Raw genomic sequence first — 15427 nt, forward strand, 5'->3', positions numbered from 1 at the left:
AGTAGGCCGTGGTCACCTTGAGGCCGCCCATGGCACCGCGCAGGCGAATCAGAGGATTTTTGGCGTAATAAAACTCAAAGGCGTGCTGCAGGGGGTTGCCGCCCCGCCCGCCCACCGGGGCATAGATTTGAATATCTCGCCAAGAGAAAACCAGCAGCGAGGGCTGAAACTCGTCGATGCAGGCATCAAGGGCGGTGGAGAAGTCCAGCGGAGGAACCGTTCCTAGATCAAAAATGCGTTGTTCAATAGCCGGAAATTGTTTATGGACATGATCTGCCAAGTAAACAACACCGATGGGAAAAATAGGATTGCAAGGAAGGCGAACGTATAGGATGCGCTCTTGCGTCATGGCTTTAATGAGGGTATCCTCAGTTTTTTCATATAACTTTACGATACCACTGCCGTTTGGATGCTGCACAGCTTCATCTGAATCGTTTGCATGGACTCAGATGAATGGTGCTGCTGGAGCACCTCGGGGTTCCCCTACCGACAATGACATGGACGGGAGCGATCGCTTTTTGGGTAAAAGTCTTGCAGGATAGGGCTTTTACCCAAAAACTGGCTGCTTAGAACGTCTGCTTAGGGCATGGACGTTCCTTGTCGGGATAGGCGGGATGAGCGGCCAATGTAGCCTTGCCAGAGCTGGGCTAAATCCTGGGCCTGCGATCGCCACTTGGGTGACACCTGATACATGCGTCGAGGTCGTCCTCGCCCCTTCATCTTTTGCCAATAGCCGGTGATCGCTGCTTCGTCTTCGAGGAACTTGATGGCACTGTAGAGCACTGTATCGGAGAGCCGATAGTTGGGATGCTCATCTTGAAGCTGCCGAATCAGTTCTGTGCCATAGGAGTCATGCTGAATCAGAACATCTAGGACATAGCAAATGGCGAGTTCTTTGTTGAGGTAAAACGGCGGTGGGTTACTAAAAAATTCGTATACATCGTCAAACGTGGTCATGGAAGTCATAGGTCGAAGGTCAAGTTAGACGCGATCGCCTGGCATGGAGGCAAAATCACGGCAGGGGCAACATGACTGCATGGGGGGCTACTAGCAGGATCTAGGTGCAACGTAGTGTGATGAGATGCACCATGAAGGAGCAGCAGAGCAGTTTCTCCTAGGAAAGCAAGGGGCGTACTCTCGTTAGGATGACGTTTTACTAGATAACCGTCCTAGAGGATCTCTAGGACAATCTGCCGCTTGCCTCAGGCGCTGTGATGCAAGGTGATGGGCAATAATTCTCGGGACTAGAATGTTGCTGTATAAGCACCCCGTCAACCGTTGCTGCGCAACGGAGACAAGGCGTTATGGGAGGCAAGGCTGAGAACAAGCTGCCTTGGGGGGGATGCAAAATGATAGCTTCACTGATCTAACCTGAATGGTGATGGTTGATAAGAGTTCCCCATCGGTGCAAAATTGATCACACCTAAAACCTAGGATGACGGAACGACAGATGTCGTGGACAGGGCAGTCCCCATGGATAGGGCCGACAATCAACAACCGTAGGCTGTCGTCCAGATATAGCTGTGGTCAGTCTGGTGAAGACCTGCCCTAGATGACTATTCAAAGGTTTGAACATCCCCAGGGCTTCTGGATGCCCTAACTCATGGGAATGGCTATACCTAGAAAATTTAGTTAGATGTAGACCGTAAAAACACGATCTATGGAACGGCATACCCCCATTGCAGCAGAGATTCTGCTGGTTGGAGCCGCCCTAGCAACACGAGCAGCAAGGTGAACATAGCGTAGAGACATCATGACTTACCGTACATGAAATGTCCCCCTAAGAGTATTTCACAGAATTTAGCATCCACTGCTGATTACCCTTCACCCTCTTGAGATGGATGGATGGGAGTCTGACTCGTTGAAGGAGTAGCAATGGAAGGGGCAGCGATCGCCTCCTGGCTAACTTAACATGCTCTACAGCGACGGAGATTAGTCCTCAACATTCAGGAACCTATGACGTACATCCAAAGCATCATTGATGTGGAGCATGTCCACACCTTCACCATCCTGCTGGTGTGAGCATGGAAGATGTTCATGGACGCACAGTGACAATTTTGAGGTTGAACAATCTTGAAGTGACAATTTTGATAGGTTACAGGCGCACCTGTGCAAACCTTAGACAACTTTTGGAAGACTAGCCACAGCAAACTTACGCAATTGGGCAAGGATAGATATAGAGTCCTGATCTTGGGGCATCATGGGGGCTAATTCAGGGTTATTACGGATGAGCTAGGTGCTCTTGGTGTCAGAAACAGTCTTATTGCCAAGATGGCTTGTCATCGTTTGAGGGTGAGGGTTGCCAACCTGGGATGTGTCCGAGGTCGGGTCTCTTAAGGCGAATGATGATCCAAGCAGATCTACGGATCTAGGTAGTTCATTAGGTCAGGCGATCGCTACGGCACCCCATTCAACGGCATTCAAAGGGCTGATACCGATAGCCATCGACGGAGTCAGCATCCTGCATAGGCAGACAGCTTTGATCGGCTAGCACCGCCTCTAGGCGGCGCGGGGGAACTGTTTGCATGTTGATGAACCAAAGCTGTAGGGGACGGGGGCGATCGCTTAAAACGGCATCCAAGGTGTTGGCAGCGTCGATGGGTTGTTGCTGGTGGGCGAGGAGAAACTGGGGAGCTGGTCGTCCTGTTTGGGCGGCAGGGTAGCGTTGCTGGATGTCCCAGGCGATGGCCATCAGCCGGCCAGTTTGTCCGTGGGTGCGGTGGGCGATCGCCACCAGGGTTGCTTGGGCCGGCACTTGAGCATAGATGGCATCTACCACGCGATCAGGACGATGGGTCTTTTGGTAGCCCAGATTGGTGACTACGGTTAGGCTACCCAGCAGTGCGGCCATGAGCATGATTAGGGCAGGACGCGATAGACCCCAGCGCGTCACCGGGCGATCGCTTTGCTCCACCCAGATGGCGATCACCACCAACACAGCAGGAAAGTAGACGAAGTTGTAGCGGAAAGCACTGGTGAGATCCATGCCTAGACCGTAGGTGATGCCGAGGAAGATCAGGACGGCGATCACCACCAGCAGAACGAGCGCTTGTCCCAAGGATGGAGGATGCTCTGGGGTGGCTGTTCCTAGTCCCTGTCTTAGTCCCGACCGACTCGACCCCAGTAGCCAAACCGTCCAGATGGCCAACCCAACGAGACCTAAGGCAGACCCGATCACGACGGTGGTGGATGCTGCTTGGATGGGCAGGAGGTAGAGCATGGTAATCCAGCCAGCGATCGCTTGCCCTAGGGGATCCAGCCAGCCGAGTCCTGAGCGATCGCCTTGGTAGATCCAGCGGGTGAGTTCACTATCATGGGCTCCCAACAGCCACGGCAACCATACGGCACCGCCCGCCGCCGTGCCAATTATGGCCGCCAAAATTCGCCATAAAGCTGATCTCTGTAGGTTAGAGCGCCAAGCGATGGCTAAAACGATGAGGGCGATCGCTTCTGCCAGCAGGGTGAAGGTGAAGAAGTAGTGGGTGGCGATGCCAAGGGTGTTGACGCTAATCCAGAGGGCGACGTCTGGGATGCTGAATCGGCGTTGACCCTGAAGCGATCGCACGGCTTGCAGCCAAAGGGCCAGGGAGGCAAGAATCCACAGAATGGGCAGGGTATAGTGGCGAGCTTCTTGGGAGAGGTAGACTGCGAAGGGCGAGAGGGTCATCAAGCCAGCGGCAACGTGTGCAACCCGCTGGGAACGGCTGGCCATCCAAGCTAGACCATAGGTGGCGGGAATGGCCAATACTCCGAATAGGACAGACAGCGATCGCACCCCTACTACTATGGACTGACCGTCCAAAGCATTCCACAGCCGCAGCCATAGGTGGGTGAGGACAAAATAAAGGGGCGGATGGTTGCTTTCGCTGAGGAGATTGGTGACCACCTGGGAAGCGGAGTTGGGGAGCTGCTGCACCGGCGCTAGCAGAGCGTCGAGGGAGATGACTTGGTCGAGGGGGACGGTCTGAAAGCTATGCCCTAGGCTAAAGACCAAGGTGGCAAACTCATCCGTCCACAGAGGTTTGTCGGCTAAGCCCCAGAGGCGTAATCCAGTGCCCACAAGCATCCATAGCAGAAGTCCAATCCAGGCTGCTGGCGATCTACCTCGTGGCGGCACATGGTTCATGGAAGTTGCGCTGAACGAATCGCCCATCACTTTATCAGGAAGCGGTCTCAGTCCGTGATCTTAGTCAGGAGTAGGATTGCGTTAGGCGAAGCCGTAACGCATTTCAAGCCTCACTCACGTTTCATCCAAGACCATGGATACTAGATGCATGGTGAGACGCGTAGAAGGATGGAAACGATGGCCGAGCTGATGCCGCCAGGAGCAGATTGGCTGCCAGCCTTGACGGGGAAATCCGTGCGCCAAGCTGGGAGACAGTTCATTCAAGATGACCAAGCGCGATCGCTCCCGAGTGTGAGCACCATTTTGAATGCCACTAAGCCACCGGAGGCCCGCGCTGCTCTGGCTCAGTGGCGATCGCGTCTAGGGCACGATGCCGCAACTAAGGTGACAACGACGGCCAGCCGCCGGGGTAGCCAAACCCACAAGTACCTACGGCAATTTTTGCAAGGTGAAGTAGTCACCTGTCCCGATACGGTGCAGCCCTACTGGCACAGTTTGCAATCGGTGCTGGCCGATCTCGACACCGTGCGTTTGGTAGAAAGCCCCGTTTTTCACTACGACTTGGGCTATGCCGGCCGGGTCGATTGCGTGGTTAGCTACCAAGGCACGCCCTGCCTATGTGATTGGAAAACGGCCGATGTGCCCAAGCGATCGAGCGATCGCCTCTATGATCAGCCTCTCCAGCTTGCCGCCTACTGCGGTGCCGTGAACCATTGCTATGGCGATCGCCTGCACCTGCGCCATGCTCTACTGGTCGTGGCGCTGCCCGATCAACCTGCGGAGGTATTTTGGTTTGGCCCCGACCAGCTTCGAGAGTATTGGCATCAATGGTGCGATCGCCTAGCCCAGTACGATCGCCGCTATCGCTAAGAGTCTGCTGTGATCCTAGGGATCGTTGAGTGCCCCTCGGTGTCCACTGGAGCAGTGCTAGGGTTGCATGACGCCACCCCTCGCGATTCCCCGGCTTTGAGGGAATCGGAGGAAGGTCGGCTCGGATGGTTGCCAAAGCGTCACTCGTACACCATCACCTAATGCTTCGGTGGCATGGAGACTTGGGGCATCCCATCGCCAATAATCGATCGCATCCCTTCCACAGTGGCGGGAATGCTTTGGGGATCCATGAACATCACCTTGCTGCTATCGCTTTCGCCAATCTTGGTGCCCATTTCAATATATTGTTGAGCCATCAGATATTGCAGCGACTCCCGAGCATTGGGATCAGATTGGAGGATATTGGAAATAATTTTCATGGCCTCGGCGGTGGCTTGGGCTTTGAGCACCTGTTCTTGGCGCACGGCTTGGGCCCGCAGGACGATGCTCTTTTGCTGAGCCTCGGCGTCTAGGATCACCGCTTTTTGATCCGCCTCGGCTGCGAGTAGCTGCGAATCGGCCCGACCTCGGGCAGAGTTCACTGCGGCTTCCCGTTCCCCTTCCGAGGTGAGGATGGCGGCCCGTTTGCGGCGTTCGGCGGTCATTTGCATTTCCATGGATTCCTGCACGGCCTTGGAGGGCATAATGTCGCGCAGTTCCACTCGGGTCACCTTCACGCCCCAGGGGTCGGTGGACGTATCTAGCTCTCGCAGGAGCGATTCGTTGACTTCTGAGCGAGCTGTAAACGTTTCATCCAGCTCTAGCCTGCCCATTTCTGAGCGAATTTGGGTGAGTACCAGGTTCACCATAGCTGCCTGCAGGTTTTCCACCTTATAGTAGGCTCGCTCTAGATCCATAATTCGCCAATAGACCACGGCATCTACGGAGATGGACACGTTATCGCGGGTAATACATTGCTGGGCAGGAATATCCAGCACTTTTTCCCGAATGGTTTCTTGATAAACCACCCGTTCGATAAAGGGCACCATGAAGTTCATGCCGGGCTTCAGCTTTTTGTTGTTGTATTTCCCTAGCATTTCCACCAGGGCTTCATTCCCTTGGTTGATAATTTTTACGGAGTTGGCTAGGGTAATCGAGCCGCCAAAGGCGATGACAATCAGAAACATCAATGGATTCATGGGATCAGTCTCCTAAGTAGCGAAGGGTCGTTGAAACAACAGGCTTGGCTATCAACGGGGATGAATGGAGGTTTCCGGCATCACTAGCAGGGTATTGCCCCGCCGCCCCACCACATACACGAATTGGTTGGGGGCGATCGCCACGTCATCTTCGCAGCGGGCGGGCCAAGAGTTGCCTTCGTAGAGCACCCGGCCGGTTTCGCCAGGCAGAATCTCCGTTAAGGTTTTGGCATCGGTGGCATCTTCCAGCACTCTATTGGTTTGGGGTGGCATAAATCGCCGTAACATCAGCGTTGCGACGACGGATAGCACCAGCCACAGCACAATTTGAATGGAAACCTGAGGTACCACGAGCGCCACGAGCGCCACAATAATGGCACTTACGCCCAGGGTGAATTCGGTAAAGGCGGTGGGAATTGTAAATTCCATGGCGCATAGGATTACGCCAGCAATCAGCCAAATTAGCGGAGGTTCCATAGAGACCATCAATTCATCGTCAAAAGGAGCGTCAATCAAAGCTGTCGGATCACAACGATCGATGTCCTCAAGGAAGCGATCGCTTGTGGGTTAACTACGCGTTCAATCGTAGGTGTTCCTCATAACCACGTTGGCTAGCTTAGTTTTTCGGAGGTTTGGCTGATGCAAGGTCTGATCATGGGGCTTGACGGCTGACGTAACTACAGTGGTCATTTCTGCAAAGATTTGCCAAAATTTGCAAAACCCTAGATGGATGCCTTTCTCTAGTAAGCTGCTGGTGGAGTTGGATCTGACGTCGAGCGGAACGGTGGCGTTGGGGTAGGCAATTCTGAGGTCTTGAACTCTGACAGCAGGTCTGCCATGGCGTCTGGGTGTTACCTCCTGGGCAGTTACCTAGACTCAATCTAGCTCACCTCTGGGGCGATCGCGGTCAGCTAGTTGTGTATCTTTAGATTAGGGTGAGTTGGAGAGATTAAGGTGGGTCAGAGCTGCACCTAGACTTGATCACCGGATCAATCGGATGGCATCACCATCGAGGTAGAGCGCTAGACTGCTAAGTAAAAAGCCCTGTTGATTATAGTCATCTTACATTCTTCTACATTGTTCGCCGGTTGAGCCACCATGAGCCCTTCTACCCTATCCATCGAGTGTGCCGATCCATCCTGTGCCCAGCCGGGTAATTCCGTGGATCAGCTCCTCTGCCGTCAGTGCCGTAAGCCGCTTGTGCATCGCTACCTTTGGGCGGTGGGGGCCAGGGCGGAGGCGGTGCCGGTGGGTACGCGGGTGAGCGATCGCTATGCGGTGGTTGCTCCCCACATTTGGCTGGATACTCAACCAGGACGTTTGCCCGCCTTGCCTGCCCAGTCGCCCCAAGCTGCGCTCCCCTATCTAAAACTGCGTTCTCACCATCTCCACATTCCCGATGTCTACGGTGTTTGTCACCTAGAGGACGATCCGGAGCCGGTTTTGCTGCTAGAACAGGGCCCTCTGCACCGCCAAGGAATTTTGCATCCAGCGATCGCCACCGCTTGGGATGCCGCCACTCCGGTGCGGCGGGTCTATTGGCTCTGGCAACTGTTCCAGCTTTGGCTGCCGCTGGCCCAGCAGGGGGTGGCTCAGGCTCTGCTGAGTCCTGAGCAAATTCGGGTGGATGGCTGGCGAATTCAGCTACGTGATCTTGAGGTGAGCCAAACCTTGGATGCGCCGGCGAGTCTAGGGCAGTTGGCGACCCTGTGGCTGCAGTGGATTGGCAATGAACCGGGAGCGATCGCCCAAGGGCTACGCTCGATCTGCTACGAAATGCAGTCCGTGGGGCAATTGTCTCCCACCTTGGTGGCCGTTGGCGGCGAGTCTGGTGTGGATGCCGACGCATCGGCAACGGGCTCCATGGAGGATCTGCGAACTGCGCCGCCCGTGGCTGCCATTGCCCAGAAGCTGAACCAGCTCTTGCTAGAACAGGCGAGTCAACTGCCGATTAAGCTGCGGGTGGCGGGCGGCACAACGACGGGCCCCCAGCGATCGCATAATGAAGATGCTTGCTATCCCAACGGCCCAGAGAGCAATCTCGCCGAAGATGTTATTCTCAAACCCCATGTGGCGATCGTCTGTGATGGCATCGGCGGTCATGCTGGCGGAGAGGTGGCGAGTCGGCTGGCGTTGCGATCGCTCAAGCTCCAGCTTTCTGCTTTGTTGACGGAGGTTGTCGATCAGGGCGAAGTGCTGTCACCGGATATTGTCACCCAGCAGCTTGAGGCGATTTTGCGCATTGCCAACAATATGATCGCGGCGCAAAACGATAGCCAGGGGCGCACGGCCCGTCAGCGTATGGCCACCACCGTCATGCTGGCACTGCAGTTGCCCCAACGCATTCGCACCGAAACCGGCGATCGCAATACCCACGAACTCTACCTGGCCCATATTGGCGATAGCCGCGCCTACTGGCTGACGGAAGAGTCTTGCCATCGGCTCACCCTCGACCACGATATGGCCAACCGCGAGGTGGTGTTAGGGAATAGCCTACACCGCGCTGCCCGCCTGCAGCCCAATGCGGGCGCACTCACCCAGGCCTTGGGCACCAAAGACGCGGACTATATCCATCCCACCGTCCAGCGCTTCATTCTCGAAGAAGATGGGGTGTTGCTGCTCTGCTCCGATGGTCTGAGTGACCATGGCTGGGTGGAAACCCTTTGGGAAGAGTCTACCCAAAGGGTGCTGAAGGATAAGATGTCCCTGGATGCGGCCGTGCGCTCCTGGTTAGAACTGGCGAACCAGCGCAATGGCCATGACAATGCTTCGGTGGTCTTGCTTGACTGTCGGGCATCGCTGTCGAGTCCCCAACTGTTTGAGCCGGGGGATGCGCCGCCGGAACCATCAGATACGGACTTGTCTGACACGGCCCGGGCCCTGCTCTACCCTGAGGATGAGGATGAGCCGGATCTGCCCTGGGATAGCGGCTTAGATGAGGAGGCTAGCGATCGCTCCCCTGAGCACCACAGCAACATCTGGGGGGTGATTTTAGGTCTAGCGCTGCTCTGCTTTTTGGTGGGCGGCGTGGGCATTTTAGTCTGGCGGTATGTGAACACCTACGGCGTACGCGATGGGCTGGAGCAATTGCTGATTCCTGAACAGCCTGACGAGGCCAATCCGGGGGAGATGGATGAAAGCGAGCCCCAACCCTAGCTCCAGCCCCCAATCGTTCAAGGGTACCCATCCTATGCAAAGATAATAAAGGTTCTTTTCCGCCCTGCCTCAGAGTTGTGCTGACGGCCAGTCTGGATGTAGGGATGGCGGGCGATCGCTTTGCCGCAGACGTCCAAGCGTGAGGGTAAGTCGCTCATGTTGCAGAGGCGATGAGGGTTACGTTGGCATTATGCACCGTTGAACGAGGGATACAGAGATTTATGAAAGTTGGCGATCGCGTCCGAGTTTGTCAATCCGTTGTGGTTTATCATCACCCCAAACATCGCAACCAGCCTTTTGATCTAGAAGGACAAGAAGGTGAAGTCGTGGGGTTGGCTAGCCAATGGAAAGACAAGCCCATCAGCGCAAACTTTCCTTGGCTGGTGAAGTTCGACGGCAAATTTAAGGCCCACCTGCGAGATACAGAATTAGAGGTGGTGGAGTAGAGCATGGCGGTCTAGATGGGCGGTCTAAATGGGCGGTCTAGACGATGGGTTAGCCAAGACTATGGGTGGCGATCGCCGTTGGGGTTCCCGCTCAGCACTACACTAGGGGGTGGCGTTTTCTCAGGAAAACCTGCCCCACTCACGGACTGGATGAGCACGCATGATCGTTCGTTTTTTGGTTTCCCTGGTAGCACTGCTGATGATGGCGGTGATGGGCTTGGGGCTATCAAGCTGTAGCACAACTGACCTTCGTCCTAGTATTCCGCTTGCGGAGATTCACGGTAAGTCGAGTCCTGATGCCGCGATGTTTGTGGCTAAGCAGGCTCCTCTGATGGTGTCGGTGTTGGTGCGTCCGGATGAGTTAGCCGCCATCGATGCTCAACTGGTTGCCCAAGGGCGATCGCCCCTCTCGGCCGAGCAACTGACCCAGGCCTGGTTGGCCGATACGGGGCTGAGCTATGGGCGCGACATCCAGCCTTGGGTGGGTGATGAAGTCACCCTGGCGGTCACCACTGCCGACCTCGATCGCAATCTTGACAACGGTGAGCAGCCGGGCTATCTGCTGGCTCTGAGCAGTACCGACCTGCAGCGATCGGAGCAATTTGTACAAAAACTTTGGCGCAATCAAGCGATCGCTGGCTCTGATCTGGTTTTTGAACGCTATGCCGGGGTGACCATTACCACTCATGCCCCCAGCGATCCAGATCAAGCGCCCACCCTGGCCAGCGTCACCGTTGACTCCTTTGTGCTGCTAGCCAATCACCCTAAGGTGCTGCAGCAGGCTTTGAATACGGTGCAGGTGACCAACTTGAGCCTTGCCCAAGATCGCCGCTACCAGGAAGCCTTGGCCCATGGGGGCGATCGCTTGGCGGTGGTGTTTGTGAATGTACCGCAGTTGCTCGATTGGCTGGTGCCGTCGGCGGATCCGGCTCCTTTCCCCCTTTTGACCAGTTTGCTAGCCGGGGTGCGATCGACGGCCGGGGGCTTGGTGGTTGAAGGGTCTCTCTTCTCTGCCGCCGGGCAGCACATGCCCCTGAGTCAGCCGCTGCTTTCTGCCCCAGTGGGTGCTTTGCAGTATATCCCTCGCCAGAGCGCGCTGGTGGCGGCGGGGGTGGATCTATTCAGCAGTTGGCAGCAGCTCAATGCCGGGCTGGCGGGCTATCGATTGCCGCAGCAATGGCTAGCGTCTCTGGTGAGCGATCGCCAAACCCAATGGGGGATTGATCTACCGCAGGATATTCTGTCCCATCTCGTCGGGGAATATGCGATCGCCCTATTGCCCACCACGCCTGCCTTTAGCGATTGGGTGTTGGTGACCCAGTCGTCTCCTGAGTTGGCCGAGGTGCTGCAGAATCTGGATGTCGTCGCCACGGAGCAGGGCGTCAGCCTCGGACGCTTTAACCTCGATGGTCAGACCATTGCCACTTGGGCGACCCTAAAGCCGGTCACTGAACCCCAACTGCAGCTTGCCGCTCAGGTGCAGGGCGTTTATACCAGTTTGGGGAACTATACCGTGGTGGCCAGCTCCCTGAGGGCCATGCAGGCGGCCTTGGCGGCCCCTACCCAATCGTTTTTGGGGGATGCTACGTTTCAGCGAGCGATCGCTCCCTTCCATACCCCCAACGACGGCTATCTGTATCTCAACTGGAGCCAGCTACGGGGCGCGATCGCCCAAAAAATTCCCCTTCTCTCCTTCATCACCAGTCCTAAAACGCCATTAGTGACCGACGTAGACGAGATTACCTTCACCAGCTACGGCAACGACTCCACCGCCCATCGCGGCGAGATTTTCCTCCATGTGGGTCGCTAGGAGCAGGAGAGATGCGCCCTTGTGAACCATGGGTACCCTGAGCCATACTAAGACAGCCCAAGGGTTGGGTACCTATACCGAGGTGGAGTTCTGTGGCCCAGACCGACTTAGATCCCATCATTGCTGCCTTTCAGAGCAAAGACTATAAAACAGCGGCGCGGCTGATCAAGCCTCTACTGCAGCGATCGCCCCCCGATCCCGGTGTGTTGCTCTATGCCGCCAAGCTGCAGGCTATTGCTAACCATAGTGAAGCTGCGGAGCGGTATTATCGCCAAGTGCTGCAGGCTACCACCAACCCCAAGCTGGCCATGCAGGCTCGCCAAGGGCTGGAGCAACTGGAGCAGCAGATTCAAGACCAGCGCCGGCAAGCGATCGCCGCCGCTACGGCTGACCCGGATCACAGCAAACCTGGCTTTTTGATCCTAGAAGCAATCGCCCCAGATCAACGCCAGACCGCTGCCCAGCACTTTGCCCGAATCTTTAAACTCGATCCCTACACCGCCCGCTTTCAGATGCCCAACCGAGGCTGGCGGCTCTACCGCATGGGAGCGATCGGCGAACTGCAGGTGTATGGTCAAGAACTGCGTGATGTGGGCATTCCTGCCTTTTGGCAACCCCTCGATGCCGTTCGCCAACTGCATGTTTTTCGGGTGCAGTATTTCCAAGATCTGTCTGCCCAGCCCACGGTGATTTGCCAGAACGAGCATGGGCAAACCGGCGCGCTTAGTTTTGACTGGTCAGAAGTGACCCAGCGCGTCAAGGGCCTGCTGCCTATTTTTGAACAGGTGGTAGACCTCGACTCGCGGCGGCAGGTGCGGCGGAAAGATGCCACCCAGGACTATGCCCAGGTGTATGACCTGCATATTCCCGGACGCAACTCCATCGTGCGTTTTTGCGACTATACCTATCAGTTTCAGGCTGGGGTGATGTTTGAGGATGATGCGGCCATGGGAGAGCGATCGCTGCGTCTGAGCTGGAATCGCCTATCGCAGTTTCTCGATCAAACCCTAGACGCCATCCCTCTGTGGTCAGACTTTACCCCCTTTGCGGAAAGCGCTATTAACCAACTCGATTTGGTGATGGGGCTGCCCCATTATTTAGACCTGCTGCGTAAAGCCGAGAGCACCTGGGATCCCGCCTTCCATCTCTATAGCAGCCTAGTATTTTTGTATAACCTGTCGCGATCGTCCTAGGGTTGCCCCTCTCGATCGAAGATGGGGACAGGCATTCAGTTGATCTCCCCTGGGTGGCGTTCTACACGAAACAACAGCAAGCGGACGCTTACCCTACAATGAAGCAAACGGTACTGTGAGGAACGGCTGAACCCATGCGAGCACTGTTTATATATCCCATCTTTCCAAAAACGTTTTGGTCCTACGAGAAAATCTTAGAACTGGTTAACCGTAAAGTCTTACTGCCGCCGCTAGGGTTGGTTACGGTTGCTGCCCTGCTGCCGCAAACCTGGGACTTTAAGCTCGTCGATCGCAATATCCGTCCAGCCACCGAAGAAGAATGGGCCTGGGCCGACATTGTTATTCTCTCCGGCATGATTGTGCAAAAAGACGACATGATCGCCCAGGTGCAAGAAGCGAAGCGGCGCGGCAAGCTCGTGGCAGTGGGCGGCCCCTACCCCACCTCCATTCCCCAGGATATGGAATTTGCCGGTGCTGATTTCTTAGTGTTGGATGAAGGGGAAATTACCCTGCCCATGTTTGTTGAAGCCCTAGAAAGGGGCGATCGCAGCGGTGTTTTCCGTTCCGGTGGCGAAAAGCCGGACGTCACCAACACCCCCGTGCCGCGCTTCGATCTGCTCGACCTCGATCAGTACGACTCCATGTCCGTGCAGTTTTCCCGAGGCTGTCCTTTCCAGTGCGAATTTTGTGACATTATTGTCCTCTACGGTCGTAAACCCCGCACCAAAACGCCCGAGCAGTTGCTCAAAGAATTAGATTATCTCTATGAACTCGGCTGGCGGCGCAGCGTTTTCATGGTGGACGATAACTTTATCGGCAATAAGCGTAATGTAAAACTCTTACTGCCGGCGCTCAAAGCCTGGCAGCAGGAGCGCGGCTATCCCTTCAGCTTTGTCACCGAAGCATCGGTTGACTTAGCTCAGGATGAAGAGATGATGGCTATGATGTCCGATTGTCGCTTTGATGCGATCTTCGTAGGCATTGAAACGCCTGATGAAGAAAGTCTTACCCTCACCAAGAAGTTTCAAAATACCCGCGATTCCTTAGCTGATGCCGTCGATAAGATTACGGCTGCAGGCTTACGGGTGATGGCGGGCTTTATCATCGGTTTTGATAACGAAGAACCTGGTGCAGGCGATCGCATTGTTACCTTCGTGGAGCTAACCGGCATCCCTGCCACTACCTTTGCTATGCTGCAGGCTTTGCCGAATACAGCTCTATGGCATCGGTTAGAAAAAGAAGGACGCTTACTCGGTCAAGAAGCGGGCATCAACCAAACCACGTTGATGAACTTTGAACCGACTCGCCCCATTGAACAAATTGCCCAGGAATATGTAGAAGCCTTCAGCACGCTCTATGAACCTCATACCTATCTAAATCGCGTCTATCGCTATTTCCTAAAAATGGGTAAGCCGCGCTATAAACTAGCGTTCCAGTGGCCCAGCTTAGTAGATCTGCGCGCATTACTGATCGTCATTTGGCGGCAGGGTATGAAGCGCAGCACCCGCTGGGAATTTTGGCGCAACCTCTGGGGTATCCTGCGGCAGAACCCTGAGGTGGCAGTTCAATACCTAACCGTCTGCGCCCACAATGAACATTTCCTAGAGTATCGCGACATTGTTCGTCAGGAAATTGAGGAACAGTTGGCAGCCCTGAAGGCAGCTAAGAATGAGTCTGTTCCTGATCCGGTTGCGGCATCGGTGGGGCAGTAAGCCGAGTAAGATAAATGGCGATCGCTCCTTGGGTATTGTATGGATCCTGGAGGGAGCGATCGCTATAATTTTCAGTGATAGACAGCATTGCATCATGAGCGCCAAACTATTTTGGGTAACGTCTAGCCTGTCATAGATAAACTAAGTGCCAAGAAAGACTTGTTCTCGATGAAAACGGAGAAAATCCGGTTCGGGATAAAACTTTTCAGGTAACCGTAGTTGACTGCCAGCATAAGCAACAAAGTTACGTTCAAGTGTTTCTTCAGGTAAAAACTCTTGAAGATAGTGACTTAGAACCAACCTATTATTCTCATCAAATGTGATTAACCCCCGATCAAAGGCAGCATCATGAGTACGGGCAAGGCACAATCCATTATGAGGATTGAGACGATGCTCTGATTGTTCACGCCAAGGGATAATATGGCTTGCAATAAGTAGCTCTGGAATAGGATTTCCAGTGATGCAGCAACGGTTGTCATAGGATGACAAGACAACTTGCCGAAAAAAGTTTTGTCCAAGTCTAATTTTGGTTGTAGCCTCAGCTTCCGTTGCTTCTGTGGCTCTGCCTGGATGATCTTTTATTGAAGATAGCTTAGGCGGCTTGGACTTTTTCGAGATAAGCACCTGATTGAAGGCGGAAACTTCAAAACCAACTAACTCTTGGAAACGTGCTTCACTTTCCGTCCCCAACTGTTCCCAGTTTTCTGCAAATTCTTCCCAAATAATTCGGTCAGCTTTACTCACTCCGCTCAGCCCTTGAATGCCACGCGCTTGCTGGACGGGATCAAGCGAGGCAAAATTGCTGAGTTTCATCGCTAGACTACTAGCCGTTCTGCCCAGCTTTTCAGCGACTTCTATAATGATTGGTGTTTTATGGTTAAACTGACCAAACGGGAGCTTCCAATATAGATTCATCGCAATGATGAGTTCATCTCGTGTCCAAGGTTTTCTACGATTCATGAACTCCTAACCTTG

The 15427-nt window shown here is 54.7% G+C and carries 13 protein-coding genes; 6 read left to right on the forward strand and 7 right to left on the reverse strand.

The features are described 5' to 3' along the window. The 3 genes from V6D20_24465 to V6D20_24475 form a co-directional block, all read right to left on the reverse strand. On the reverse strand, positions 1-349 hold a 349-nt coding region (locus V6D20_24465), incomplete at its 3' end, for a hypothetical protein (GenBank protein ID HEY9818935.1). A gap of 230 nt (positions 350-579) precedes the next feature. After that, positions 580-966 carry a PadR family transcriptional regulator gene (locus V6D20_24470; GenBank protein ID HEY9818936.1) on the reverse strand — a complete coding sequence of 129 codons (387 nt, stop codon included), beginning with the start codon at positions 964-966 and terminating at the stop codon, positions 580-582. 1444 nt (positions 967-2410) lie between these two features. Next, complete coding sequence (locus V6D20_24475; GenBank protein HEY9818937.1) at positions 2411-4153, reverse strand: hypothetical protein; 1743 nt, start codon at positions 4151-4153, stop codon at positions 2411-2413. Positions 4154-4303: 150 nt separating this feature from the next. Between V6D20_24475 and V6D20_24480 the strand changes: the two genes are divergently transcribed. Beyond that, the gene (locus V6D20_24480; protein ID HEY9818938.1) at positions 4304-4996 is read left to right on the forward strand and encodes a PD-(D/E)XK nuclease family protein; all 693 of its coding nucleotides are present in this window, start codon (positions 4304-4306) and stop codon (positions 4994-4996) included. Positions 4997-5154: 158 nt separating this feature from the next. Here V6D20_24480 and V6D20_24485 read toward each other — a convergent pair whose 3' ends face one another. Further along, a complete protein-coding gene (locus V6D20_24485) occupies positions 5155-6135 on the reverse strand; it encodes an SPFH domain-containing protein (protein ID HEY9818939.1) in 981 nt (326 codons plus the stop codon). 51 nt (positions 6136-6186) lie between these two features. Then, a complete protein-coding gene (locus V6D20_24490; GenBank protein HEY9818940.1) occupies positions 6187-6651 on the reverse strand; it encodes an NfeD family protein in 465 nt (154 codons plus the stop codon). Positions 6652-7233: 582 nt separating this feature from the next. Between V6D20_24490 and V6D20_24495 the strand changes: the two genes are divergently transcribed. Further along, positions 7234-9291 carry a protein phosphatase 2C domain-containing protein gene (locus V6D20_24495; GenBank protein HEY9818941.1) on the forward strand — a complete coding sequence of 686 codons (2058 nt, stop codon included), beginning with the start codon at positions 7234-7236 and terminating at the stop codon, positions 9289-9291. Between the two features lie 32 nt (positions 9292-9323). On the opposite strand, the gene V6D20_24500 is transcribed toward V6D20_24495, so the two are convergent. Next, positions 9324-9449, reverse strand: a complete 126-nt coding sequence (locus tag V6D20_24500; protein ID HEY9818942.1) for a hypothetical protein — start codon at positions 9447-9449, stop codon at positions 9324-9326. Positions 9450-9512: 63 nt separating this feature from the next. Here V6D20_24500 and V6D20_24505 point away from each other — a divergent pair, with 63 nt between their 5' ends. The 4 genes from V6D20_24505 (at position 9513) to V6D20_24520 (ending at position 14452) form a co-directional block, all read left to right on the forward strand. Beyond that, positions 9513-9737: a ferredoxin-thioredoxin reductase variable chain gene (locus V6D20_24505; protein ID HEY9818943.1), complete on the forward strand. Its 225-nt coding sequence runs from the start codon at positions 9513-9515 to the stop codon at positions 9735-9737. A gap of 160 nt (positions 9738-9897) precedes the next feature. Next, positions 9898-11547, forward strand: a complete 1650-nt coding sequence (locus V6D20_24510; GenBank protein HEY9818944.1) for a DUF3352 domain-containing protein — start codon at positions 9898-9900, stop codon at positions 11545-11547. A gap of 92 nt (positions 11548-11639) precedes the next feature. Beyond that, positions 11640-12740: a hypothetical protein gene (locus V6D20_24515; protein HEY9818945.1), complete on the forward strand. Its 1101-nt coding sequence runs from the start codon at positions 11640-11642 to the stop codon at positions 12738-12740. 134 nt (positions 12741-12874) lie between these two features. Continuing rightward, a complete protein-coding gene (locus tag V6D20_24520) occupies positions 12875-14452 on the forward strand; it encodes a radical SAM protein (GenBank protein HEY9818946.1) in 1578 nt (525 codons plus the stop codon). Positions 14453-14593: 141 nt separating this feature from the next. On the opposite strand, the gene V6D20_24525 is transcribed toward V6D20_24520, so the two are convergent. Continuing rightward, a complete protein-coding gene (locus V6D20_24525; protein ID HEY9818947.1) occupies positions 14594-15412 on the reverse strand; it encodes an HNH endonuclease in 819 nt (272 codons plus the stop codon). Positions 15413-15427: the final 15 nt, after the last annotated feature.

Source organism: Candidatus Obscuribacterales bacterium, assembly GCA_036703605.1.
GTDB lineage: Bacteria > Cyanobacteriota > Cyanobacteriia > RECH01 > RECH01 > RECH01.